Below are 22,324 nucleotides of genomic sequence, written 5' to 3' on the forward strand. Positions count from 1 at the left end.
CGCTAGTCGGTGGCCAGCCCCTTGACCAGCCGATCGGCTGTTGCTTGAGCGACCGTCGGACGCCGCTGTTCTGGCGAATATGTCAACCTTGGAGGGTGGCAAATACACCGGTGTGTGTGCTGGGGCTGGGACTGATCGGCAGCTCGATCATGCGCGCCGCGGCGGCGGCGAACCGCGAGGTCTTTGGCTACAACCGGTCGGTGGAAGGGGTGCAGGCGGCTCGGTTCGACGGCTTTGACGCGACCACCGAACTCACCGAAGTGCTGACCCGCGCCGCCGATGTCGACGCGCTGGTCGTGCTTGCCGTCCCGATGCCGGCAATCCCGTCCTTGCTGACCTACATCCGCGAATTGGCCCCAAATTGCCCGCTGACTGATGTCACCAGCGTCAAAAGTGCGGTGCTCGAGGAGGTCACCGCAGCGGGTCTGCAGGCGCGTTTCGTTGGTGGTCATCCGATGACGGGCACCGCGCATTCGGGCTGGGCCGCCGGTCACGTGCGGTTGTTTATCGGCGCTCCGTGGGTCGTCAGCGTCGACGACCACGTCGACCCTGCGGTGTGGTCGATGGTGATGACCCTGGCGTTGGACTGCGGTTCGGTGGTCGTCCCCGCCAGGTCCGACGAGCACGACGCCGCCGCGGCGGCGATTTCCCATCTGCCGCATCTGCTCGCCGAGGCACTGGCCGTCACCGCCGCCGAGATCCCGCTGGCGTTCGCGCTGGCGGCCGGATCGTTCCGCGACGGCACCCGGGTGGCGGTCACCGCGCCCGACCTGGTGCGGGCCATGTGTGAAGCCAACGCCGACCAGGTGCTGCCGGCCGTCGACAGGTTCATGGAACTGCTCACGAGTGCGCGTGAGTCGCTGGCGCACAACAACTCTGTGGCCGAGCTCGTCGAAACCGGGCATGCCGCCCGCACCCGCTACGACAGTTTTTCCCGGCCAGAGATCGTCACCGTCTTCGTCGGCGCGGAAAACTGGCGTGCCGAGCTGGCTGCCGCCGGCCGGGCAGGCGGGGTGATCAGATCCGCTCTGCCAAGCCTGGATAGTCCACGATGAAGCCGTCGGCGTCGACGGTGACGGTGACGTCCGACACCGGGGAGTGCACCTTGACGCTGTCTGGGCCTGCCGAGCCGGCACTGCTGTAGCTGACGACGGCCGACGTGAGTGACATATCGGGCAAGCTCACGTAAATGACCGGCACCGTCACCGAGTCGGGCCGTTCGTGTAGCCCCCGCCGGCGGATCGGCAACGTGTTGAAAAACGGGCTGAAGACCACATCGATGTCCAGGGCGCCGTCGAATGCGGCGCGGGACTCACCGCGCTGGTCGGTCACCAGCCACATGTTCTCCTCGTCGCGTGCGACGGAGAGCTGGCGTTCCCGCTCGGCCAATGTCACTGTCAACCCGAACCGTTTGCTGGCGCCGGTCTCGTCGGTCTGCAGGTCGTAGTAGGCGCTGAAGCCCGGGTGGTTGTCGGCGGCGGCAGCCACGATACGGCCATTAGCCTTGATTCGGTTGCCGGACAACTGCACTCGCGCCGACTCCATCCGAGCGCAATCGGGGGAGCGCCACGTCAAGATCGCCGGCCAAGCGCTCGGCGTTGTATCCGATGGGGCTGGACTCACCGGTACACAGTAGGCGACGGCCAGCCGGGTTTTGCAGCCTGGTCAACCTTGCTCAAGCCGGCGCAACCGCCGCGCCGCGTTGATCGCTGCTCGCGGACGGGTTTTCCGGATGTGGTTTTGTTCGGCACCCGAACGGGCAAGATGGCAGTATGACCAGCGATCCACCCGTATCGCCCGATCAGCCACCCCCGGTGCCCGCACCGCAGCCCGAAGCCGCCACCGAACGGCCGGATTCGTCGGTGATGTTCACTCGCGCCGGCGCCATCTGGACCGCGCTGACCATCGGGTTCCTGATTCTCATCGTGCTGCTGATCTTCATCACCCAGAACACCGCATCGGCACAGTTTCAATTTCTCGGCTGGCACTGGAGCCTGCCGCTGGGCGTCGCCATCCTGTTGGCTGCAGTGTGCGGCGGGCTGATTACCGTGCTGGCCGGTACCGCGCGGATCTACCAGTTGCGCCGCGCGGCAAAGAAGCACGCGAGCCGGCGCTGACCGGTCTACAGCCGTTGGTTGCGGGGCAACAGGTCCCACACGTGCTCGGTGCCGTTGACTGCGGCGACGGTGGCTTGCCCGGATCGGGAGAACAGCAGCCGGGTCACCGACGCGTAGTCGATCGGAAACGACAGCAGCCGCCCGGTATTCAGGATCTCGTGTAGCAGCACGTTGATCACTCCGCCGTGGCTGAACACCGCCACGGTGTCGTCCGGATCGCCGGCGCCAACGACGTCGTCGACGGCGGCACCGACCCGAGCACGAAAACCGGCCTCGTCGACCGAGCTGGGCAGGTGCCCGGCAGCCATTCGGGCCCACTCCTGCGGGTTCTCCGCACGGATCTGCTCGATGGGGATATAGACCGGTAGGTCGCGGTCGTACTCGGCGAATCGCTCGTCGACCTCGACCGCCAGGTTGCGGGCCGCTGCGACCGGCTCCGCGGTTTGGACGGCGCGGCGCTGCGGGCTGCTGACTATCCGAGAGATCGGAAACCTCGCCAACGCCTCGGGCAGGCGCGCGGCCTGCGCTACGCCGTCATCGGACAAGTCTGGGTCGGAGCCCTGACCCGGCTCACTACGAAGCGGCAAGGCATGCCGGACCAGCAGCAACTGCATCTGCCCAGCCTCGCACGTCACCCGCGGTACCCAGCAGGCAGCCGGAGAATGCTATTCTCCGCACAGAGAGTGAGGTGTGCCAGTGAAGCAGGCCAGTGGCGGCAAGCGACTCGACGCAGACATTCTGGGCCGTTGGCTGGATGCCAACGGTGCGCCGGGCAGCGGCGAAAAGCCGGTGCTGGAGCAGTTGTCCGGTGGCTCCCAAAACACGCTTTATCTGATTGCGCGCGGGAAAGAGCGCATGGTGCTGCGCATGCCGGGCCCGCGAGCCGACGCTGCCCGGATCGACGGTCTGCGGCGCGAGATCCGGCTGGTGCGGGCGTTGTCCGGCACCGATGTGCCACATGCCGAGCTGATCGCCGCCGACGATGCCGGCGATCAGCTCGGCATGCCTTTTTACGTCATGCGTGCGATCGACGGGTGGAGCCCGATGGACGGCGGCTGGCCGGCGCCGTTCGATACCGACGTGTCTGAGCGGCGGGGTCTGGCGTTTGAACTCGTCGACGGCGCGGCGAAACTCGGCCGGGTGGACTGGCGCGCGCAGGGCCTGGAGGGCTTCGGCCGTCCGGATGGATTTCACGAGCGGCAGGTCGACCGCTGGCTGGCCTTTCTCGAGGCTTTTCAGGTGCGCGATCTTCCCGGCCTGCACGAGGCTGCTGACTGGTTGCGTCGGCACCGGCCCGCCCAGTACACGCCGGGCATCATGCACGGCGACTACCAATTCGCCAACGTGATGTTCGCCCACGGCACCCCGGCTCGCCTTGCCGCGATTGTTGATTGGGAAATGACCACGGTCGGCGATCCGCTGCTGGATCTGGCCTGGTGCCTGCTGGGCTATGACGGCGAGCATCCGCGCACCGACGGGTTCTATCTGGACATGGCCGGCATGCCGACCCGCAGCGAATTGCTCGAGCACTACGAGAACGTCAGCGGGCTCTCGACGCAGAACATCGACTACTACCTGGTGTTGGCCAACTGGAAGCTCGGCATCGTGCTGGAAAAGACTTACGCTGCTTCGGTGAAATCCGACAAGGTCGATCCGAAGGTGGGCGCGGCGATGGGCGCGATGGTCCCGCAGTTGATCGCCACCGCTGCCGGGCTGTCCCGGTCGCTATCGGCGACGCGCTGACATGGGTTACGCCGACCAGCTTTTCGACCTGACCGGCCAGGTGGTCTTGATCACCGGTGGGAGTCGGGGCCTGGGGCGTGAGATGGCCTTCGCCGTCGCCCGCTGCGGCGCCGACGTGGTGATCGCCAGCCGCAACATCGACAACTGCGTGGCCACCGCCGCGGCGATCGAAAAGAAAACCGGCCGTACGGCAATGCCATACCAGGTGCATGTCGGACGGTGGGATCAGCTCGACGGGCTCGTCGATGCGGTCTACGACCGGTTCGGCAAGGTGAACACACTGATCAACAACGCGGGCATGTCGCCGATCTACGACAAGCTCACCGACGTCACCGAGAAGCTCTTCGACGCGGTGCTCAACCTCAACCTCAAGGGCCCGTTCCGGTTGTCGGCGTTGGTGGGCGAGCGCATGGTGGCCGCCGGCCGGGGTTCGATCATCAACGTCAGCACCGCCGGCTCGCTGCGCCCCACTCCGGACATCATCCCGTACGCGGCTGCCAAGGCCGGTCTCAACGCGATGACCGAGGCGCTGGCCAAAGCGTTCGGGCCGGCGGTGCGGGTCAACACCCTGATGGCCGGCCCGTTTTTGACCGACGTCAGCAAGGCGTGGAATCTGGAGCAGGCGACGCAGAACCCGTTTTCGCACCTGTCGCTGCAGCGCGCCGGCGATCCCGCCGAAATTGTCGGTGCCGCACTATTTCTGGCTTCTGACGCGTCCAGCTTCACCACCGGCTCGATTCTGCGGGCCGATGGCGGCATCCCCTGAGCGGAGGTTTCGACATGGCATGGGATTTCTCCACCGAGCCGGAGTTCGAGAAGAAGCTCGACTGGATCCGCGAATTCGTCCGCGAGGAGGTCGAACCGCTTGAGGTGCTCTTTCCGGGCTGCGAGTTCCTGCCGCTGACCGACGAGCGTCGCCGCATCGTCGACCCGCTCAAACAGCAGGTGCGCGACCAGGGACTGTGGGCGCCGCACCTGGGGCCCGAACTCGGCGGGCAGGGCTTCGGCGCGGTCAAACTGACGCTGATCAACGAGATCCTGGGCCGAAGCCCGTGGGCGCCGATCGTGTTCGGAACCCAGGCGCCCGACACCGGCAACGCCGAGATCATCGCTCGGTTCGGCACGCAGGACCAAAAGGATCGCTACCTTGCCGGCTTGCTGTCGGGCGAAATCTTCTCCTGCTTCTCGATGACCGAGCCCCAGGGCGGCGCCGACCCGCGGGTGTTCACCACTCGCGCCGTCCGCGACGGCGACGATTGGGTGATCACCGGACGAAAGTACTTCTCCTCCAATGCCTCTGTCGCGTCGTTCTTCATCGTGGTCGCAATCACCAACCCCGACGTGGCGGTGCATCACGGGGCGTCGACTTTCCTGATCCCGGCCGACACTCCCGGCCTCAAGGTCGAGGCGAACCACCACCTGGTCGGCGCCGACCCGCACGAGCCCGGCCATTCGCTGGTGCACTACGACGACGTGCGGGTGCCGTCCGCCGCGCTGCTCGGTGAGCCCGGACAGGGCTTCCTGATCTTGCAGACCCGGCTGGCCGGCGGCCGACTACATCACGCGATGCGCTCGATCGGCATGGCACAGCGGGCCGTCGAGATGATGGCCCGGCGGGCAAAAAGCCGCTTCACTCAAGGGACTTTGCTGGCCGACAAGCAGTTGGTGCAGGAGTTCGTCGCCGACTCCTACACCGAGCTAGCGCCGTTCCGGCTGACCGTGCTGCACGCCGCATGGCTGATCGACAGCGGTGACGAGCACGGTGCTCGTGCCGAAATTGCCACGTGCAAGATCCTGGCGTCTCAGGTGCTGAAATCGATTGCGCTGCGGGCAATTCAGGTACACGGTGCCCTCGGCCTGACCGATCAGCTGCCGCTGGTCAACGTCCTGCTCGGCGGTATCGCGCTCGGTCTGGCCGACGGACCGACCGAAGCGCACAAGGTCAACCTGGCCCGGATGCTGCTCAAGGGCGTCGAGGCCGAGAGCGCGGAGTGGCCCAGCGAGATGCTGGATGTTCGTCGCGAGGCCCTGCGCGCCAAATACGGTGCTCTCGTTGACCAGTAGGGTGACCGCAGCCGTCGAGCGTGCGCTCGATGATCGACAACGCGAGGCCACCGAGGAGGTTGAACGGATCTTGGCGGCCGCCGTGCGGGTAATGGAGCGGGCGGCACCCGAGCCGCCGCGCGTCAGCGACATCGTGACCGAAGCCGGATCGTCGAACAAGGCGTTCTACCGATATTTCGCCGGCAAGGACGACCTCATCCTGGCGGTCATGGAACGCGGCGTGGCGATCGTCGTTTCCTACCTTCAGCACCAGATGGCCAAGGCGCCGTCCCCGGACGGCAAGATCGCGCGCTGGATCGAGGGTGCACTGGCCCAGGTCGCCGACCCGCACCTGATCAGCATGAGCCGGGCAGCCGCCGGGCAGATGTCTGCCGGCGGCAATGTCACCGAGGAGATCATGCGGCCGATGCGTGATCTGCTGACCGAACCGGTTGCGGCGTTGGGCAGCAGAGACGTTCAGCGCGACGCCGACGCAGTGTTCTACTGCACCGCGACGACCATGCGCCGTTATCTGGATTCGGCCGAGCGGCCCGGCGCCGACGACGTCGCGCATTTGGTGCGGTTTTGTCTGGGCGGGCTGGGCGTCTGATGCGGGCGGTCGTCTGTCGACGCTACGGTCAGCCGGAAGATCTGGTCCTCGAGGAGGTTGTCGACCCGACGCCGGGGCCGGGCGAGCTGGTGGTGCGAGTGCGGGCCGCGGCAGTCAACTTTCCCGATGTGCTGCTGGTCGGCGGCAATTACCAGGTTCAGATTCCGGTGCCGTTCACACCCGGTAGTGAGCTGGCTGGCGACGTGCTCGCCGTTGGCGAGGGTGTCATCTTGGCACCCGGCGACCGGGTGGTCGGTACGACGTTCGTCGGTGCCTTCGCCGAGCAGGCCCTGCTTCGAGCCGAGTTGGTATCGCCGATACCCGACGGCGCCGACTATGCTGCCGCCGCGGCATTCGGCGTCACGTATCGCACCGCCTATCACGCGCTACGCTCGGTTGCCGCAGTCGCGGAAGGGGATTGGGTCGTCGTGCTCGGCGCCGCCGGCGGTGTCGGCTCGGCGGCCCTCGACTTGGCAGTCGCCATGAACGCCCGGGTACTAGCCGCGGCGTCGACGCCGGAAAAGCTCGAACTGTGCCGACAGCGCGGGGCTGAAGCGACAGTCGACTACGACCGCGAGGATCTGAAGACCCGGATCCGTGAGGTCACCGAAGGCGGCGCCCGGGTTGTCATCGACCCGGTTGGCGGAGCGTATGCCGAACCGGCGCTGCGCGGTCTGGTTCGCGGCGGGGTTTTCGTCACGCTCGGCTACGCCGCCGGAGCCATTCCGGCTATCCCGCTCAATCTCGTTCTGCTCAAGGGCATCACGATCTGCGGCATGGAAATCCGCACGTTCATCGCCGATCACCCCGAGGAGGCGATGCGCGACATGCGCGAACTGGAGCAGATGTTCGCCGACTGTCGGGTCCGGCCTTACATCGGCGCACGCTTCGCGCTGGCCGACACGGCAGCGGCGTTACGGCACGTCGCCGAGCGCAAGGCGATCGGCAAGGTCGTCATCGACGTCGACGCTATGGCGTGACGATGTTGAACCCCGGGTCGGGGCGATCGAGGGAGCCCAAGAAGGCTTGCAGCGCCTGCTGATCTCCGGAGATCTCCAGGCCGGGTGAGGTGAAATCGCCTGCGGCGGCTGCCAGCAACCGGGACTTGGTTTCCAGCCGCACCGTCACCGAGGCTGTCGCGGCATCGGGGGAAGCCCTGCGGTGCACCAGCACACCGTTGCGCAGTGTGACCCGATAGTTGGTGTCCAGATCCGCGAAGGTGATGTCGAGCGCAAGGTCCAGTTCCCAGGAACGTGGCCCATTGACGGTGATCGCCAAGCTATCGAAAACCTGCTCTGGTGTCAGCTGCAATAGTAACGACGGGGAGGCCGTCTGGGTCGCGGTGCCGACGTTGCCGTCGCGCAACTCGACCGCACCAGACAGGAAGAAATTCCGCCAGGTCGCGTTTTCGGCACCGTATGCCAACTGCTCGAGGGTGTCGGCATAGAGCGCTCGGACTCCAAAATGTGTGCTGTCGGCGAACACCGCGTGGTCGAGCAACGTTGCCGCCCAACGGAGGTCGCCGGCATCGAAGGCCTGCTGGGCCAACTCGACCACCCGGTCGATCCCGCCCATCGCGTCGACGTAGCGGCTGGCCAACGCCTCGGGAGGATGCGGCCACAGTCGGCCGGGGTTGCCGTCGAACCAGCCCATGTAGCGCTGGTAGATCGCCTTCACGTTGTGGCTGACCGACCCGTAGTAGCCGTGGGTGTGCCACGCTTGCTCCAGTGCAGGCGGCAATTCGAGCATTTCGGCGATCTCCGCGCCGGTGTGACCCTGGTTGAGTAGTCGCAGTGTCTGATCGTGCAGGTAGGCGTACAAGTCCCTCTGCAGCGACAGGAATTCCTGGATCCGATCGCGTCCCCAGGTCGGCCAGTGGTGCGAGGCGAATACCACGTCGGTGCGGTCGGTAAAGGCATCGATGGCCTCGGTGAGGTACCCCGACCAGGCGTGTGGATCTCGCACCAGCGCGCCGCGCAGGGTCAGCAGGTTGTGCAGATTATGGGTCGCGTTCTCGGCCATACATAATGCGCGGAACTGTGGGAAGTAGAAATGCATTTCGGCGGGAGCCTCAGTGCCCGGCGCCATTTGGAACTCAATCTGCACGCCGTCGATGGTGTGGATCTCGCCGGTCGACCGAATGTCGATCGTCGGAACGATGAGGGCGACCTCGCCGGTTGACGGTGTCTGACCCAGCCCGCAGCCGACTTGTGCTTGCGGATGGCGGGCGAGCAAAGTGCCGTACATGTAGGTCGCGCGTCGTGCCATCGCCGTTCCGGCGTAAACGTTTTCCTGCACGGCGTGCTCGGTGAACCCCGCCGGTGCCAGCACCGCCACCCTCCCGTCGTCCACCTCCGCTTGCGACGTGACACCTAACACGCCGCCGAAGTGATCCACGTGACTGTGGGTGTAGATCACCGCGATCACTGGACGGTCACCACGATGGGCGCGGTACAACGTCAACGCGGCGGCAGCGACTTCGGTGCACACCAGCGGGTCGATGACGATGACGCCGGTGTCGCCCTCGATGAAGCTGATGTTGGAGAGGTCCAATCCGCGGACTTGGTAGAGACCTGGGACCACTTCGTAGAGGCCGTGTTTGGCGGTCAGCGTGGACTGTCGCCACAAGCTGGGGTGTACCGATGCCGGTGCGTCGCCGCTGAGAAACGAGTAGGCGTCGTTGTCCCACACCACGCGGCCGTCGGCAGCCCTGATGATGCAGGGTGTCAACGCCGCGACGAATCCCCGGTCGGCGTCGGTGAAATCTCTTGTGTCGTCCAAGGGTAGTGGCGGGGTCGAAGGCTGCGGTTCCACAGTTACGACGCTGCCACTGATCCGCCGCGTCCGCAGGGTTACTCCGCATTCAGCGAGCTCTGAGGCAATTCTCCGAGAATCAATTCTGCCAATTTCACTATTTCGGTCGATTCACCCCGCATACTGCCGAAACGATCCGTCAGCAGTCGACGGGTCTTTCACATGACGAAGGAGTACAGGTGAACCGGTCAGTCACAATCGCTGCGGCAGCGTCGGCGATCGTAATCGTGGGTCTCTCAGGCTGTACGAGTAACAAGTCGACGACGGGCGGTACAGAATCCTCGTCGCAGGGGTCCAGCGCGTCGGCGCAGAGCACAGCCGGCGCGTCAACCACGAAAGTCACCATTGACGGCAAGGACCAGAACGTCCAAGGCACGACGGTGTGCAGCACCGCGGGCGGCAACGTCAACATTGCCATCGGTGGGCAAGCGACCGGTATCGCCGCGGTTCTCACTGATGCCAACCCACCCGAGGTGAAGTCGGTGGGTCTGGGCAACGTCAACGGCGTCACCCTCGGCTACACGCCCGGTACCGGGCAGGGCAACGCGACGGCGAGCAAGGAGGGCAACACCTACAAGATCAGCGGGACGGCGACCGGAGTCGACATGGCCAACCCGATGCAGCCGGTGAACAAGCCTTTCGAGATCGACGTGACTTGTTCCTGACCCAGTTGGCAGACGGAGTTCGGCGGCGCTCGACGCCGCCGAAACCGTCTGCAGTATGAGACTCGGCCACTACGTCAATCATCAACCGGCCCGCGGTCGCCGCGGACCGGTTGCGCGTCAGTGCCAAACCGCTATCCAGCGAGGTCGCATTGCTTCGATGAAAAGATAGGGAAACGTCGGATATCTCTCTGCGCGTCGGGCGCCTAATGTCGCAGGGGTTCAGGGGCTCGGCTTTTGACAAGCCGCGAGCTTGCAATCTGAGAGCAGAGGATCGAGTCGTGAAAACCACGGCCAAAGATTCGGCACCGTTACCGCTGACCGCGGTGATGGCCGGTTTGGCCCATGCCGTTCCGGCGCTCTTACCGCCAGCGAATGTGAGTGATTCCAACGTCGATGTATGTGTCCGTTGATCTCGCGCGAAGTTTCGCGACCCATCGCGCACGAGGCACGGCGGCAGATGTTGTCAATCGGAATATTCGGCGTGGTCGGCTCCATCGCCGTGATGGCCTGTTTGATGGGCTCAATGTCGTGCGCCACGCGGCTCGATCACAGCTTGATCTCGACGTCGACAGCGCGCACGCCGCCGGCGATTCCGCTGGCGCCGAACGATCACGGATACGTTCGTGTCGAAACCAAATCGAGGGCAACGGGCTGTTCCATCACGACCGAACTGGTTGCCTGCCAAACCTCAGCGAACAACTGGCCCCGTGGGCCGCGCGGGCTGCCCTTTCACGTCGCTAGTGTCAGCGCAGCTGGCGACTTCCACTGGGTCGAAGCCAATCTCGGCGTACTCGAGGGCCGTGTCACGTTGGATTATGCGTTCTACAGCGCACACGGCTGGGCCATCGCCGCCAACTAGGAGGGCACGACGTTCACCAATGACCGCACCGGTCACGGCATGTTCGTCAACGTTTGGAACGTCAAGTCCTTTTGAATGCTGGACGGCTAGCCACGCGAACGAGCCGTGATTAGCGATGTGGTCGCTCGGGATGTCGAAAAGGATAGGACAACGCCTGTTTCGACCGTCGAAGCTTGGAAATGATCCGTAACCAAAAATTAGGAACGCTCATGGCGAACACACTCAATCATATTCTGGGCCAGTCCGATGAGACCCCCGCACGGATCGGCACTCGATTCGTGCTTATCGGACTGGCTCGGCTGGCTTGTGCTGCAATCGTTTTGAGCTGTCTGACGGGTTGTCAATCCCATCAGGACAGCCCAAGTGGGCCAACCAGGACCGGCGGGGCCGCGACGCACGCCGCCAAGCCGATCGATGTGTATTCGATGCTCACTTCGGAGGATATCTCGGGGCTACTGGGGACTGTCGTGCCAGGTAAGTCAGCCTTCGCAAATCCCGAGATGGGTGACTGCTGATGGAAGAATCCCACGACAGAGGAATCGGTATCTATCGAAATCGGAAGCCCCGGTACGGCCCCCGATAACACCTTGCCCCCGCTGCAAGCGGGTTTCCCCGAACCCGAACCCGGACCCGATGGCATGCGTTTCATGGGCGGCGGCCAAGTCGAGTTCGCCGCCGGCAATAGGTCTAACACGGTCCAGGTGGCGGTGCTGAGGCTGCTGTCGGCGGACCAAGCGAATTCGGCCGCCGTCAATCTCATCCGAAAGATCACACCACAGGTACCTGAGTAGGGGTGGCTTGCTTCAACCGGTTGTTAATGCATCATCGGCGGCGAGGGGAAGGCGCACGGTGAATTCGGTGTGGCCGGGTGCGCTTTGCACCGCAATCGTGCCGTGGTGGGCCCGGATCACCGCCGACACGATCGCCAGGCCGAGGCCGGTGCTGCCGCCCTTGCGGGAACGCGAGGTGTCGCCGCGAGCGAACCGCTCGAACACCTCGGACTGCAGCTGCTCGGGGATCCCGGGGCCGTTGTCGATGACCTTGAGCACAGCGTGTGTGGGGTCGGCGGCCAACTGCGTCGTCACCACGGTGCCCGGTCCGGTGTGCACGCGCGCATTGGTGAGCAGATTGCCCAGGACCTGCTGCAGCCGTGCGGCATCGCCGCCCACGATCACCGGCTCGGCGGGCAGGTCGAGCTTCCACTGATGATCCGGGCTGGCGACGTGCGCATCGCTGACCGCGTCGACCGCCAGCCGGGACAGATCCACCCGCTCGCGCTCCAGCGGCCGGCCGGAGTCCAGCCGGGCCAACAGCAGCAGGTCTTCCACTAAGCACGTCATCCGTTCGGTCTCGGATTCCACCCGGCTCAAGGCATGCGCCACCGCATCGCTGTCACTCTCGCTTGGTCGCATGCGTTGCGCCAGTTCGGCATAGCCACGGATGGCAGCCAGCGGGGTACGCAGCTCATGGCTTGCGTCCGCGACGAACTGGCGCACTCGAGTTTCGCTGGCCTGCCGTGTCGAGAGCGCGGTCGCAATGTGGTCGAGCATCCGGTTGACCGCCAGCCCGAGCCGCCCGACTTCGGTGTGCGGGTTGGCGTCTGGTTCAGGCACCCGCACCGGCAGCGCCACCTCACCGCGGTCCAGCGGCAGGTTGACCACTTGCCCGGCGGTTTGTGCGACCCGGGTCAGCGGCGCCAGGGCACGGCGGATGATCATCACGCCGGCGGTCGTCGCGGCGGCGACCGCAACGATGGTGACGACCCCGAAGATCAACAGCACCTGAATCAGGGTGTTGTCGACGGTGGTCAGGGGCAGTCCAGTGATGATGACATTGCCACCGTGCCGGGCATAGGCGGCGACCACCCGGTAGCGCCCCAGACCGTCGAGATCACGAGTCACTGGCCGGCGGTCGGGGGCGACATCGCGCAGCTGAGCCTTGGCGGTGTCGGTCAAATTTCCCCGCTCGCCCTGACCGGTGAGATAGCCCGCGTCGACCGTGGCACCGTCACCGAGAACCGCCGCCACGATGCCGACGGGCTGACCGGGCGCGTCGAGGAACAGCGGGCCGGGGCCAGGGCGGTGGATCGGGCGGTGGTCGCGCCGCCAGGGCAGCGGCGGCGGCGGTCGCGCACTGTACATGTCCGCCGAGCGGTGCGCGACCTTGCGCAGTTCTTGGTCGACCTGGCCGACCAGATACTGGTGCAACGCGAGCTCGGTCACCGCGCCGATCCCGACGCACGCGATAGCCAGCACGATGACCTGGCCAACCAACAGCCGAACCCGGAGTGACCAGGTTCGCCGAGCGCTAGCCGGCCGGCTTGAGGACATAGCCCGCGCCACGCAGCGTGTGGATCATGGGCTCGCGCCCGTTGTCGACCTTCTTGCGCAGGTAGGAGATGTAGAGCTCGACGATGTTGGACCGGCCGCCGAAGTCGTAGCTCCATACCCGGTCCAGAATCTGCGCCTTGCTCAACACCCGCTTGGCGTTACGCATCATGAACCGCAGCAACTCGAACTCGGTGGACGTCAACGAGATCGGTTGGCCGGCGCGGGTCACCTCGTGACTGTCTTCATCGAGAACCAGGTCGCCGACCACGAGCTGGGCACCGCTGTCGACCGTCGTCACCCCGGTGCGGCGCAACAGCGCACGCAGCCTCAACACCACCTCTTCCAGGCTGAAGGGTTTGGTGACGTAATCGTCGCCGCCGGCAGTCAACCCGGCGATGCGGTCCTCCACCGCGTCCTTGGCGGTAAGCAGCAACACCGGAAGTTGGGGATTGTGTTCGCGCAGTTTGCGTAAGACGTCGAGCCCGCTCATGTCCGGCAGCATGATGTCGAGGACGACAACGTCAGGACGCTGTGCGCGGGCCGCCGCGAGCGCTGACGCCCCGTCGCCGGCGGTGGCGATGTTCCAGCCTTCGTAGCGCAGTGCCATCGACACCATTTCGGCCAGCACGGCCTCGTCATCGACCACCAGCACATTGATCGGGTTGCCGTCGGCGCGGCGCATCACGACACGCTCGACCGGTGCCGGGGGCTGGCTCACAACACCTAAGTATGCGCGCAGGAATGAGCCGTTACTGTGCCAAGCCTATGCGCTGGCTGTGAGCCCGACGGCGGGATTAATACCAGTATCGGCGGCCGCCGACCGGCCGGCCGACGCTGCCCAGGATCCAGAGAATCGCACCGACGACCAGCAAGATGATTCCGAGCACCCATAACAAGTGGATGCCGAATACGAATCCGAGGATCAAGAGAATAATTCCGAGGACGATCATGACATCTCCATTTCAACGAGGTGTTCGATGTCAATTGCGGGCATCGAACTGGGCTGCGGCAGATGACAGTCCGCCACCTTCGGGTTAATGCCGGCGTAGTTCAGCGGTCCGGCAATTACGGTGACGGCGATGGTCCCCGCAGAGGCGCAACTCGTGTCACCGCCTTTGAAGTAGTCGCGCTGCCAAGCAGCAATGACTCCGATGATCAGCCATACCAGCACAAGCGTGCTGATAGCTCCGCTATACCGCATTGCGACCTCCATTGTGTCCACACAATGCACTGTTGGACCCGTGTTTACCCTGCCGCCCGGTTTTCAAAACCTGGCCTCAGCCGGCCGTGGCGCGCGATGGTCGGTTGAGCAGCAAGTTACGAGGTCCGTATCTCTAACCGCCCCTTTCAATCCGAGCAGGGCCCGCGCACGCGCTTGCTAACAGCGCGGGCACCATCGTCATCGGTAACCGAGCAGCTCGGCCATCCTCGGGATGACCACCTGCAGCGCCTTGAATGGCCGAATCATGACCTTGACCGAGGCGATCTTCTCATCACTATTCCAGTGCACCATGTCGATGCCGTTAACGTAGACTCCGTCGATATTCGCCGCGAATTCCAAGATCGCCGAGCTGTCGTTGTACCATTGCTCCACATAGTGAAAGTCGCTGTTCGCGAACAATTTTCCTGCCGCCGTCAAGTACTCGACGGCTTTAGCGCGGCCTTCCTGCGGAGTAAAAACGGCCGGTGAGTAGAAGAGTGCATCCTCGGCCAGCAATTCGCCGATTTCGTCGAACCGGCCGGCCTCGACGATTTCGGTCCAACGCTGCATCACGGGTGGCGTCATAGCGCGATCCTTGCAGACGGTAGCTTCAGCAACGTGGAGAACCTGGAAGCGGTCGCGGACTGGATGTCGCAGCAGGGGCTAGGCGAAGGCGCGCTGGAGGACGTTTCCGAGCTCAGCGGTGGGACGCAGAACATCATGCTGCGGTTCACCCGGTCCGGACGGTCGTATGTGCTGCGGCGCGGGCCCCAACACCTGCGCCCGCGCAGCAATACCGTGATTTTGCGGGAAACCCGGGTATTGGCTGCGCTGGCCGGATCCGATGTACCCCACCCCGGCCTGATCGCCACCTGCGATGACACCAGCGTGCTCGGCGATGCCGTCTTCTATCTGATGGAACCCATCGACGGATTCAATGCTGGCGAAGAGCTGCCGGCGCTGCACGCCGGCGATCCCAGTGTGCGGTTCGGGATGGGCCTGTCGATGGCTGACGCGTTGGCCAGGCTGGGTGCCGTCGACCATGTTGCTGTCGGCTTGGCCGATTTCGGCAAGCCGGAGGGGTTCTTGGAACGCCAAGTACCACGGTGGCTTTCGGAGCTGGAGTCCTACAGCGAGTTCGAAAACTACCCCGGCCCCGACATTCCCGGCGTCGACGACGTCGCGAAATGGCTCGATCAACACCGGCCGTCGCAGTGGAAACCGGGCATCTTGCACGGTGACTACCACGCCGCGAACGTGATGTTTTCCCGGACCGGCCCGGACGTCGTCGCGATCGTAGACTGGGAGATGTGCACAATCGGCGACCCGCTGCTGGATCTGGGCTGGCTGCTGGCCACCTGGCGGCAAACTGACGGATCCAGCGTGTTCGCGCACACGCTCACCGAGGTGGGCGGATTGGCCAGCGCCGAGGACCTGATCGAGCGCTACGCGGCCAACACCACCCGCGACCTGACGCAGATCACGTGGTATACCGTGCTGGCCTGCTTCAAGCTCGGCATCGTGATCGAGGGCACGCTGGCGCGCGCTTGTGCCGGCATGGCACCGCGGGAGGTCGGCGACCAACTCCACGCGGCGACGGTGAAGCTGTTCGAGCAGGCTCTGGAGCTCATGAGTGATTGACTTCGAAATTCCGGCTGACCTGGCCGCACTGAGCGCTGAGATCCGGTCCTTTGTCGCTGAGCAGATCGTTCCGTACGAGTCCGATCCCCGCCTCACCCGACACGGTCCCAACGATGAACTGCGCGCCGAGTTGGTCGAGTTGGCCCGCGCGGCCGGCCTCCTGACCTTCCAGGCACCCAAGCGTTTCGGCGGACGCGAGCCGTCACACCGCGAGCAGGCGGTGCTGTTCGAAGCGGCTGGTTGGTCGACGCTGGGCCCGGTGGCCCTCAACTGTGCGGCCCCGGACGAGGGCAACATGTACCTGCTCGGCAAGGTCGCCGGCCAGCAGCAGGCAGAGCAGTTCCTGGTGCCGGTCATCGACGGCCGGCAGCGGTCGGTGTTCGCGATGACCGAACCCGACGGCGCCGGCTCAGACCCCGACCAACTGGCCACCACCGCGGAGTTCAACGGCGACGAGTACGTCATCACTGGACTCAAGTGGCTGATCACCGGGGCGCAGGGCGCGCGCACCTGGATCGTCATGGCGCGGGTCGCGCCGAACCCGCACGGCCCCGACGGACCGACCCTGTTCTTATGCGACGGGCAAACGCCCGGCATCGAGCTCGAACGGGTGATGTCGACAATGGACCGCAACTACGTCGAGGGCCACGGCGTGGTGCGCTTCGCCGGCCTGCGGTTGCCGGCATCGGCGGTGCTGGGGGAAGTGGGTCAGGCGCTGCGCTATGCGCAGCTGCGACTGGCCCCGGCCCGGTTGACGCATTGCATGCGATGGCTGGGAGCCGCGACGCGCGCACAGTCGATCGCAGTGCAGCACGCCCGCACCCGCACCGCTTTCGGTAAGCCGCTCGGCGAGCACCAAGGGGTTAGTTTCATGATCGCCGACAACGAGATCGCTTTGCAGCAATGCCGGCTGGCGATCTGGTGGGCGTGCTGGACGCTGGACAGCGGCAGTAAGGGCAGGCATGAAAGCTCGATGGTGAAGGCCTACGTGTCCGAGGAGTTGTTCAAGGTCGCTGACCGCTGTGTGCAGATTCTTGGCGGCATCGGCATCTCTGATGAGACGCCGGTCGGCATGATCTTCTCCGACATGCGAGCCTTCCGGCTCTACGACGGCCCGACCGAGGTGCACAAGTACGCGATCGCCCGACGGGTGCTGCGCTCACCGTAGATGAGGCGCGCCGTCTAGTCGGCGATCAGTTTTACCGCCGTCAACGCGTCATCCAGCGTCGGGTACATCGAGAAGACCTTGTCCAGACCGGTCAACTGAATCGGCCTATTGGTCGCGGCGTTGTTCGACACCACCGCCACTTGAGCCGATTTGCTGACCTTCTCCTGAGTGGCCACCAAGATCCGGAGCCCCGCCGACGCCATGAATTGCACCGCGGACAGTTCAATGACGAGCACCGTCGGATCCTCGGCAATCGCCCCGGCGATCGCCGCCTCGAATGCGGCCGCGGTGCTCAAATCGATTTCACCGCCAATACTGACCACCGTGACACCGTTGCGGTGCCCAATAGAGGTGGTAATCGGAACTGGAGCAGACAACGGCCATCCTTATTGTGTGGCGTGGTATCGCTCGTGGCAGGGACGGTGCCGACCCATGACCCGCCGTCGCAATCTGCTTGAAATAGTACTTCACCGGATGCCCCGCGGAGACTAAGTTACTCTTGCCCCAAATATTGTGCGGGCTGCCGCCGGGTATCGCCGAGAGCGGGAGGTTCGATGTCGGATCCATCGCTAGGTTTTGCAGGAGCCAGTGCCGTCACACAGACGGTGGCGGTCTCCAGCGAGGGTTTGCTGCCGCAACTGGTTGAGCATCTGCGGCAGAACCGCACCGCCCTGCGCGAGGAATGGGCCGGCCGCATCACCGAGGCGGAGTTGCTCACCGCAATGGGCCCAGACGAGATCTTCTCCGAAGCCACCGCCGTCTACGACAACTACGTCGAAGTGCTCGAGACCGGAAGCGTTGAGGCGCTGCAGGACTACGCGCGCGACTTGTCCGAACGAATCATTCCGCGCGGGGTGGAAACGCACGAGGTCGTCGGCATCGTACTGCTGCTGCGCGACGTGCTTGCCCGTTCGTTGTTCAAGAAGTACCAGTCGGACTTCGACCTGCTCAACCAAGTGCTGGATGCCTACGAGCCGGCCGCCAACCGGATCGCCAACACCGTCGCGGTGAGCTTCGTCCAGGAGCGCGAGCGCATCATCCGGCAGCAGCAGGAGGCCATCCGCGAGCTGTCCACGCCGGTACTGCAGGTGCGTGAACAGCTGCTGATTCTGCCGATCATCGGCATCCTTGACAGTCAACGCGCCCGGCAGGTCACCGAGCAGCTGCTGCGCGCGATTCGGGCCAACCGGGCCAAGGTCGTGGTCATCGACGTCACCGGTGTCCCCACCATCGACTCGACGGTGGCCAACCACTTGGTGCAGACGGTCGACGCGTCCGGGCTGATGGGTGCCAGCGTGATCATCACCGGGCTGTCTTCGGAGATCGCGCTGACCCTGGTGACCATCGGCCTGGACCTTTCGAAGATGAACGCGGTCGGTGACCTGCAGGGCGGCATCGAAGAAGCCGAACGCCTGCTGGGCTACGAAGTCACTCGCACCGGCGAGAAGAGCGGGTGAGCACAGCAATTAAGAGCAATTGAGAGCGCCCATGCCGGTACCCATCCTGAAACAGGGCGCGATCCTCATCGCTTCGGTGCAGGCCGCCCTGACCGACTCCGACACCGAACGGCTCCGCGAAGACCTGATGGAACGCGTGAGCCGGTTCCGCGCACAGGGCATCATCGTCGACGTCACCGCCATTGACGTGATGGATTCGTTCGCCGCTCGGTCGCTGCGCACCATCGCGCACATGACCCGGCTGCGCGGTGCGGATACCGTGATTGTGGGCCTGCAGCCGGAGGTGGCATTCGCCATGGTCCAGCTTGGGCTGGTATTCGACGACATGTACACCGCGCTGGACCTGGAAGAAGGCCTCGCGCTGCTGAATCGGCAACTGGGCCTGCGCAAACCGATCGGACCCGACGGTGCTGGATGACGTGCTAGTCGGCATCGATAATCCGGACGACATCGTCTCCGCGCGGCAGGCGGGCCACCATTTGGCTCGCGAGCTGGGTTTCTCCTTGACCGACGTGACCATGATCGCCACAGCGATCTCCGAAATCGCACGCAACATCACCAGCTACGCCGGTCGCGGTGCGGTTCGGGTCATGGTAGCCGACCGGGAGGGGCGAAAGGCGTTGGTAGTGCGCGCCGAAGACGACGGCCCGGGCATCGTCAACATCGAAAGGGCGCTCGAGGACGGGTATTCGACGGGTCGTGGTCTGGGCATGGGCCTGCCCGGCGCGCGCCGCCTGATGGACCGGCTGATCGTGGAGTCCACGCCCGGGGAGGGCACCACCATCGAGATGTGGAAGTGGATTCCGCCCAATGGCTGAGCAGGGCTGGCTCGGGCCGTTCGAGTGGGCGGCGAAAGGCCGCCCACTGCCGGGCGAGCAGGTTTGCGGTGATCGTCCGATCGCAGTTCAGGTCAACGGAACCGGGGCGTTGATGGGCGTACTGGACGGACTTGGCCACGGCGCAGAAGCGGCGAGAGCGGCGATGTGCGGGGTCGAAGTCCTGCGCGATGCCTGCGCCGAGCCACTCGATGTCCTGGTCCGGCGCTGCCACCACGCACTAGCCGACACCAGAGGCGCCGCAATGACATTGGCGCAGATCGACTTTCCGTCCAACACGCTCCGCTGGATCGGCATCGGTAACGTCAGCGCCAACCTTGTCGCCAAAAAGCCGGGCGGTGTCGAGGTGCGGTCGTCGGCGCGGCTGGTCGGCGGCATCGTCGGGTACCGGCTCCCCGAAATCCTTAAGCCCCAGGATGCCGCAATCCGTCCCGGTGACTTGCTCGTCATCGCCAGCGACGGCATTACCGATGACCATCTCGACGAGATCGATTTCGCCGCACCTGCTTTGGCGATCGCCGAACAGATTCTGAGTCGATACAGCAAAGACAACGACGATGCGCTGGTGCTCACCGCGCGACACCGAGGCGCATCCGGATGACGAACGCCTACGACTTCCACGTCCAGTATGTCGCCGCGCTGCGGTCTTACCTGGCGGTGCGCACCGAGGCGAGCCTGGCCGTCGCTGAGGAGCTCGGACGTCGTGCCTTGCAGGAAAGCATCAGCATGCTCGAGATCATCGAGAACCACTTCCGGCTGGTCAACGACGAACTCGCGAGCGAATCCGCGGTCGATAGATCGGCGGCTCTGGAATTCTTGTTGCAAGCCTTTGCGCCGTTGGACGTCGCGACACGCGGATTCCTCGACGGCACAAGGCGTTACGAGGAGCAGCGAGCCCGCGCGGAAGACCTCGCCGATCGGGACGAGTTCCGCAATGCGCTGGTCAATTCGCTGCAGGAGGGATTTTTCGTCGCCGACGACAATGGCGCCGTCATCGAAATCAACGAGGCATTCGCCAAGATCACCGGATACCCCTCATATGACGCGCCGTATGAGTGGCCGCATCCGTGGTTAGTCGACAAAAGGGCGGCGCGGGTGCAACAGTCCCGGCTCGGCACCGAGAGTCATGTCCAGTACGAGACGCCGATCCGGCATTGCGACGGCCGCCTGGCATGGGTCGCGGTAAACATCAGCCGAGTCGCGGGACAAGGTGTCGATGGGGTGGTGTACGTCGGAACGATTCGCGACATCACTGCGGAGCGTGCGTTTGCTGCGCGGGAAAGCGCGGTGCTGCGCCTGGCCACCGCCGTGGGTGTGGCGAAAAGTGTGAGCGAAGTACTTGCGATCACCCTCGACGAGTGCCGAACGGCGATCGACGTCACGCGGGTGGTGGCCGTCACGTGGCCCACTGACGGGGGAGACCCGATCGTCCAGGTGGCAGCCGAAGCTGCCGCCTCATCGTGGCACGAACTGGATCCCTTGCTGCAGGAGACGTTTCAGCAGGCTCGCCACCAGTTGCCGCTCACCGTGCAGCCGATCGAGTGGGCCGACACCCCCGGCAAGTCACGCGGAATAGTTGCGGTGCTCTCCGGAAGTGGTGACGTGGCAATGTGGTTGGAACTCCGTGAACCTCGCCGGGTCAGTGCAGAGGATCGGCTGCTGGTCACGGTCCTGGTCGGGCATCTCAGTCTGGCAGTACAGCATGTTCGTCAGTTCGAGAGTGCCCGCGAGACTTCGCTGACACTGCAGCGAGTCATGTTGCCGACTATGGATCCTCCGACAGGTTTCGCGGTGCGCTACGAACCTGCTGTCCTGCCGCTGGAGATCGGCGGCGACTGGTATGAGGTATTGCCGGTTGGCGAAAACCAAATCGGCATCATTGTGGGTGACTGTGTGGGCCGTGGCTTGTCTGCGGCCGCGGTGATGGGGCAGCTTCGCAGCTCTGCACGTGCTCTGCTGCTGACCAACACCGAGCCAGCCACAGTGCTGGAACAACTCGATTCAGCCGCCGAGTTCATCCCGGACGCCTTCTGTACCACGGTGTTTGTCGGCATCCTCGATACCGAATCGGGCGAGTTGCGTTACAGCAGCGCCGGGCATCTGCCGGCCCTGCTGGTGGCGCCGCAATCCGAGCCAACATTGCTGTCGGACGCCCAGTCGCTACCAATCGCCGTCCACAGCAACAGTTCTCGTCGCCAAGCATCCACTGTGCTGCACCCGGGATCGACGTTGATGCTGTACACCGACGGTTTGGTGGAGCGGCGGGACGCGTCGATCGACGACGGAATCGCCCGCGTCGCAGACGTCGTGGCAGACGGGATGAATCTGACGGTCGATGCCGTCGCCGATGCCGCGCTGGCAGCGATGGCGCCGGCCGGTGGGTACGACGACGACGTTGCGATCGTGGTCTATCGGCACCCGTATGCCTCGCTGGCCATCGAAAGTGAGGCGATTGCAGACGAATTGGCTGATATCCGGCATCGGCTCATGGCATGGATGCGGGACTCCGCCGTCCCGGAGGATTTGGTCGCCGATGTCGTCTTGGCGGTCAACGAAGCCTGCGCGAACAGCATCGAGCACGGCTACCGCGGGCAGCAGGCGGGCAAGGTACGGGTAGATGCCGGATCTGACGGGGCGGAGTTGCAGATCCGGATCACCGACTCGGGCTCGTGGAAACCCGCCGCGTCCGATCCGGGTAACCGCGGACGGGGGCTGCTGCTGATCCGCTCGGTGAGCGACAGGCTCGAGCTGGACTGCACACCGTCGGGCACGACGGTCGAGATGACCTTCCGATTGCCGGCCGAGCAGCGCGTCCATGCCGCCTCGGAGGGGAGCTGACC

Annotated in this window: 26 protein-coding genes; 17 read left to right on the top strand and 9 right to left on the bottom strand. The window is 64.7% G+C overall.

What is annotated here, in order from left to right; genetic code table 11:
- The first annotated feature begins 110 nt into the window (after positions 1 to 110).
- A complete protein-coding gene (locus AC5Y42_RS12380; RefSeq protein WP_499898664.1) occupies positions 111 to 1,055 on the top strand; it encodes a prephenate dehydrogenase in 945 nt (314 codons plus the stop codon).
- On the opposite strand, the gene AC5Y42_RS12385 is transcribed toward AC5Y42_RS12380, so the two are convergent.
- Complete coding sequence (locus AC5Y42_RS12385; RefSeq protein WP_499898442.1) at positions 1,018 to 1,623, bottom strand: putative glycolipid-binding domain-containing protein; 606 nt, start codon at positions 1,621 to 1,623, stop codon at positions 1,018 to 1,020. The two genes, AC5Y42_RS12380 and AC5Y42_RS12385, sit on opposite strands and share 38 nt — an antisense overlap.
- Before the next feature lie 149 nt (positions 1,624 to 1,772).
- Between AC5Y42_RS12385 and AC5Y42_RS12390 the strand changes: the two genes are divergently transcribed.
- Positions 1,773 to 2,117, top strand: coding sequence for a LapA family protein (locus AC5Y42_RS12390; RefSeq protein WP_499898443.1), 345 nt, complete (start codon positions 1,773 to 1,775; stop codon positions 2,115 to 2,117).
- 5 nt (positions 2,118 to 2,122) lie between these two features.
- On the opposite strand, the gene AC5Y42_RS12395 is transcribed toward AC5Y42_RS12390, so the two are convergent.
- Positions 2,123 to 2,731: a histidine phosphatase family protein gene (locus tag AC5Y42_RS12395; RefSeq protein WP_499898445.1), complete on the bottom strand. Its 609-nt coding sequence runs from the start codon at positions 2,729 to 2,731 to the stop codon at positions 2,123 to 2,125.
- A gap of 82 nt (positions 2,732 to 2,813) precedes the next feature.
- Between AC5Y42_RS12395 and AC5Y42_RS12400 the strand changes: the two genes are divergently transcribed.
- From AC5Y42_RS12400 to AC5Y42_RS12420, 5 genes are read left to right on the top strand one after another with little or no spacing between them, the layout of a single operon-like run.
- Entirely contained in the window at positions 2,814 to 3,860 is a 1,047-nt protein-coding gene (locus AC5Y42_RS12400) for a phosphotransferase family protein (protein WP_499898446.1), read from the top strand.
- Between the two features lies 1 nt (position 3,861).
- On the top strand, positions 3,862 to 4,626 hold the full coding sequence (locus tag AC5Y42_RS12405) for an SDR family NAD(P)-dependent oxidoreductase (RefSeq protein WP_499898448.1): 765 nt from the start codon (positions 3,862 to 3,864) through the stop codon (positions 4,624 to 4,626).
- Between the two features lie 14 nt (positions 4,627 to 4,640).
- Positions 4,641 to 5,924: an acyl-CoA dehydrogenase family protein gene (locus tag AC5Y42_RS12410; protein WP_499898450.1), complete on the top strand. Its 1,284-nt coding sequence runs from the start codon at positions 4,641 to 4,643 to the stop codon at positions 5,922 to 5,924.
- On the top strand, positions 5,872 to 6,513 hold the full coding sequence (locus tag AC5Y42_RS12415; protein WP_499898452.1) for a TetR/AcrR family transcriptional regulator: 642 nt from the start codon (positions 5,872 to 5,874) through the stop codon (positions 6,511 to 6,513). The genes AC5Y42_RS12410 and AC5Y42_RS12415 overlap by 53 nt, the downstream gene beginning before the upstream one ends.
- Complete coding sequence (locus AC5Y42_RS12420; RefSeq protein WP_499898453.1) at positions 6,513 to 7,493, top strand: NADPH:quinone oxidoreductase family protein; 981 nt, start codon at positions 6,513 to 6,515, stop codon at positions 7,491 to 7,493. Before AC5Y42_RS12415 ends, AC5Y42_RS12420 begins: the two co-directional genes overlap by 1 nt.
- Here AC5Y42_RS12420 and AC5Y42_RS12425 read toward each other — a convergent pair.
- Complete coding sequence (locus AC5Y42_RS12425; protein WP_499898665.1) at positions 7,483 to 9,348, bottom strand: alkyl/aryl-sulfatase; 1,866 nt, start codon at positions 9,346 to 9,348, stop codon at positions 7,483 to 7,485. The genes AC5Y42_RS12420 and AC5Y42_RS12425 overlap by 11 nt on opposite strands.
- Before the next feature lie 158 nt (positions 9,349 to 9,506).
- On the opposite strand from AC5Y42_RS12425, the gene AC5Y42_RS12430 reads away from it, so the two are divergent.
- The 3 genes from AC5Y42_RS12430 (at position 9,507) to AC5Y42_RS12440 (ending at position 11,642) form a co-directional block, all read left to right on the top strand.
- Positions 9,507 to 9,992 carry a lipoprotein LpqH gene (locus AC5Y42_RS12430; RefSeq protein ID WP_499898455.1) on the top strand — a complete coding sequence of 162 codons (486 nt, stop codon included), beginning with the start codon at positions 9,507 to 9,509 and terminating at the stop codon, positions 9,990 to 9,992.
- 457 nt (positions 9,993 to 10,449) lie between these two features.
- Positions 10,450 to 10,851, top strand: a complete 402-nt coding sequence (locus tag AC5Y42_RS12435) for a hypothetical protein (protein ID WP_499898456.1) — start codon at positions 10,450 to 10,452, stop codon at positions 10,849 to 10,851.
- A gap of 587 nt (positions 10,852 to 11,438) precedes the next feature.
- Positions 11,439 to 11,642: a hypothetical protein gene (locus AC5Y42_RS12440; protein WP_499898457.1), complete on the top strand. Its 204-nt coding sequence runs from the start codon at positions 11,439 to 11,441 to the stop codon at positions 11,640 to 11,642.
- Between the two features lie 12 nt (positions 11,643 to 11,654).
- On the opposite strand, the gene AC5Y42_RS12445 is transcribed toward AC5Y42_RS12440, so the two are convergent.
- The 5 genes from AC5Y42_RS12445 to AC5Y42_RS12465 all read right to left on the bottom strand — a co-directional run bounded on the left by AC5Y42_RS12445 (position 11,655) and on the right by AC5Y42_RS12465 (position 14,967).
- Positions 11,655 to 13,181 carry a sensor histidine kinase gene (locus AC5Y42_RS12445; RefSeq protein ID WP_499898459.1) on the bottom strand — a complete coding sequence of 509 codons (1,527 nt, stop codon included), beginning with the start codon at positions 13,179 to 13,181 and terminating at the stop codon, positions 11,655 to 11,657.
- On the bottom strand, positions 13,159 to 13,863 hold the full coding sequence (locus tag AC5Y42_RS12450) for a response regulator transcription factor (RefSeq protein WP_499898667.1): 705 nt from the start codon (positions 13,861 to 13,863) through the stop codon (positions 13,159 to 13,161). The genes AC5Y42_RS12445 and AC5Y42_RS12450 overlap by 23 nt, the downstream gene beginning before the upstream one ends.
- Positions 13,864 to 13,975: 112 nt before the next feature.
- Complete coding sequence (locus AC5Y42_RS12455; RefSeq protein ID WP_499898460.1) at positions 13,976 to 14,131, bottom strand: DUF6131 family protein; 156 nt, start codon at positions 14,129 to 14,131, stop codon at positions 13,976 to 13,978.
- On the bottom strand, positions 14,128 to 14,394 hold the full coding sequence (locus tag AC5Y42_RS12460) for a hypothetical protein (RefSeq protein WP_499898461.1): 267 nt from the start codon (positions 14,392 to 14,394) through the stop codon (positions 14,128 to 14,130). Before AC5Y42_RS12460 ends, AC5Y42_RS12455 begins: the two co-directional genes overlap by 4 nt.
- 186 nt (positions 14,395 to 14,580) lie before the next feature.
- Positions 14,581 to 14,967 carry a nuclear transport factor 2 family protein gene (locus AC5Y42_RS12465; RefSeq protein ID WP_499898463.1) on the bottom strand — a complete coding sequence of 129 codons (387 nt, stop codon included), beginning with the start codon at positions 14,965 to 14,967 and terminating at the stop codon, positions 14,581 to 14,583.
- Positions 14,968 to 15,030: 63 nt separating this feature from the next.
- Here AC5Y42_RS12465 and AC5Y42_RS12470 point away from each other — a divergent pair, with 63 nt between their 5' ends.
- Positions 15,031 to 16,023, top strand: coding sequence for a phosphotransferase family protein (locus AC5Y42_RS12470; RefSeq protein ID WP_499898668.1), 993 nt, complete (start codon positions 15,031 to 15,033; stop codon positions 16,021 to 16,023).
- Complete coding sequence (locus tag AC5Y42_RS12475; protein WP_499898464.1) at positions 16,016 to 17,191, top strand: acyl-CoA dehydrogenase family protein; 1,176 nt, start codon at positions 16,016 to 16,018, stop codon at positions 17,189 to 17,191. The genes AC5Y42_RS12470 and AC5Y42_RS12475 overlap by 8 nt, the downstream gene beginning before the upstream one ends.
- A 14-nt stretch (positions 17,192 to 17,205) precedes the next feature.
- Here the strand turns inward: AC5Y42_RS12475 and AC5Y42_RS12480 are convergent, their stop codons facing one another.
- Positions 17,206 to 17,568 carry an anti-sigma factor antagonist gene (locus tag AC5Y42_RS12480; RefSeq protein ID WP_499898465.1) on the bottom strand — a complete coding sequence of 121 codons (363 nt, stop codon included), beginning with the start codon at positions 17,566 to 17,568 and terminating at the stop codon, positions 17,206 to 17,208.
- Positions 17,569 to 17,745: 177 nt separating this feature from the next.
- Here AC5Y42_RS12480 and AC5Y42_RS12485 point away from each other — a divergent pair, with 177 nt between their 5' ends.
- Genes AC5Y42_RS12485 through AC5Y42_RS12505 form a run of 5 tightly spaced genes read left to right on the top strand, consistent with a single transcriptional unit; the run spans position 17,746 to position 22,322 of the window.
- The gene (locus AC5Y42_RS12485) at positions 17,746 to 18,648 is read left to right on the top strand and encodes an STAS domain-containing protein (protein ID WP_499898467.1); all 903 of its coding nucleotides are present in this window, start codon (positions 17,746 to 17,748) and stop codon (positions 18,646 to 18,648) included.
- A gap of 31 nt (positions 18,649 to 18,679) precedes the next feature.
- Positions 18,680 to 19,066 (top strand): STAS domain-containing protein, encoded by a 387-nt coding sequence (locus tag AC5Y42_RS12490; RefSeq protein WP_065015748.1) that lies wholly within the window; start codon positions 18,680 to 18,682, stop codon positions 19,064 to 19,066.
- Positions 19,056 to 19,466, top strand: coding sequence for an anti-sigma regulatory factor (locus AC5Y42_RS12495; protein WP_499898468.1), 411 nt, complete (start codon positions 19,056 to 19,058; stop codon positions 19,464 to 19,466). Before AC5Y42_RS12490 ends, AC5Y42_RS12495 begins: the two co-directional genes overlap by 11 nt.
- Entirely contained in the window at positions 19,459 to 20,085 is a 627-nt protein-coding gene (locus tag AC5Y42_RS12500) for a SpoIIE family protein phosphatase (RefSeq protein ID WP_499898470.1), read from the top strand. Before AC5Y42_RS12495 ends, AC5Y42_RS12500 begins: the two co-directional genes overlap by 8 nt.
- On the top strand, positions 20,082 to 22,322 hold the full coding sequence (locus tag AC5Y42_RS12505; RefSeq protein ID WP_499898472.1) for a SpoIIE family protein phosphatase: 2,241 nt from the start codon (positions 20,082 to 20,084) through the stop codon (positions 22,320 to 22,322). Before AC5Y42_RS12500 ends, AC5Y42_RS12505 begins: the two co-directional genes overlap by 4 nt.
- Positions 22,323 to 22,324: the final 2 nt, after the last annotated feature.

This window comes from Mycobacterium sp. NGS48 (genome assembly GCF_059812585.1).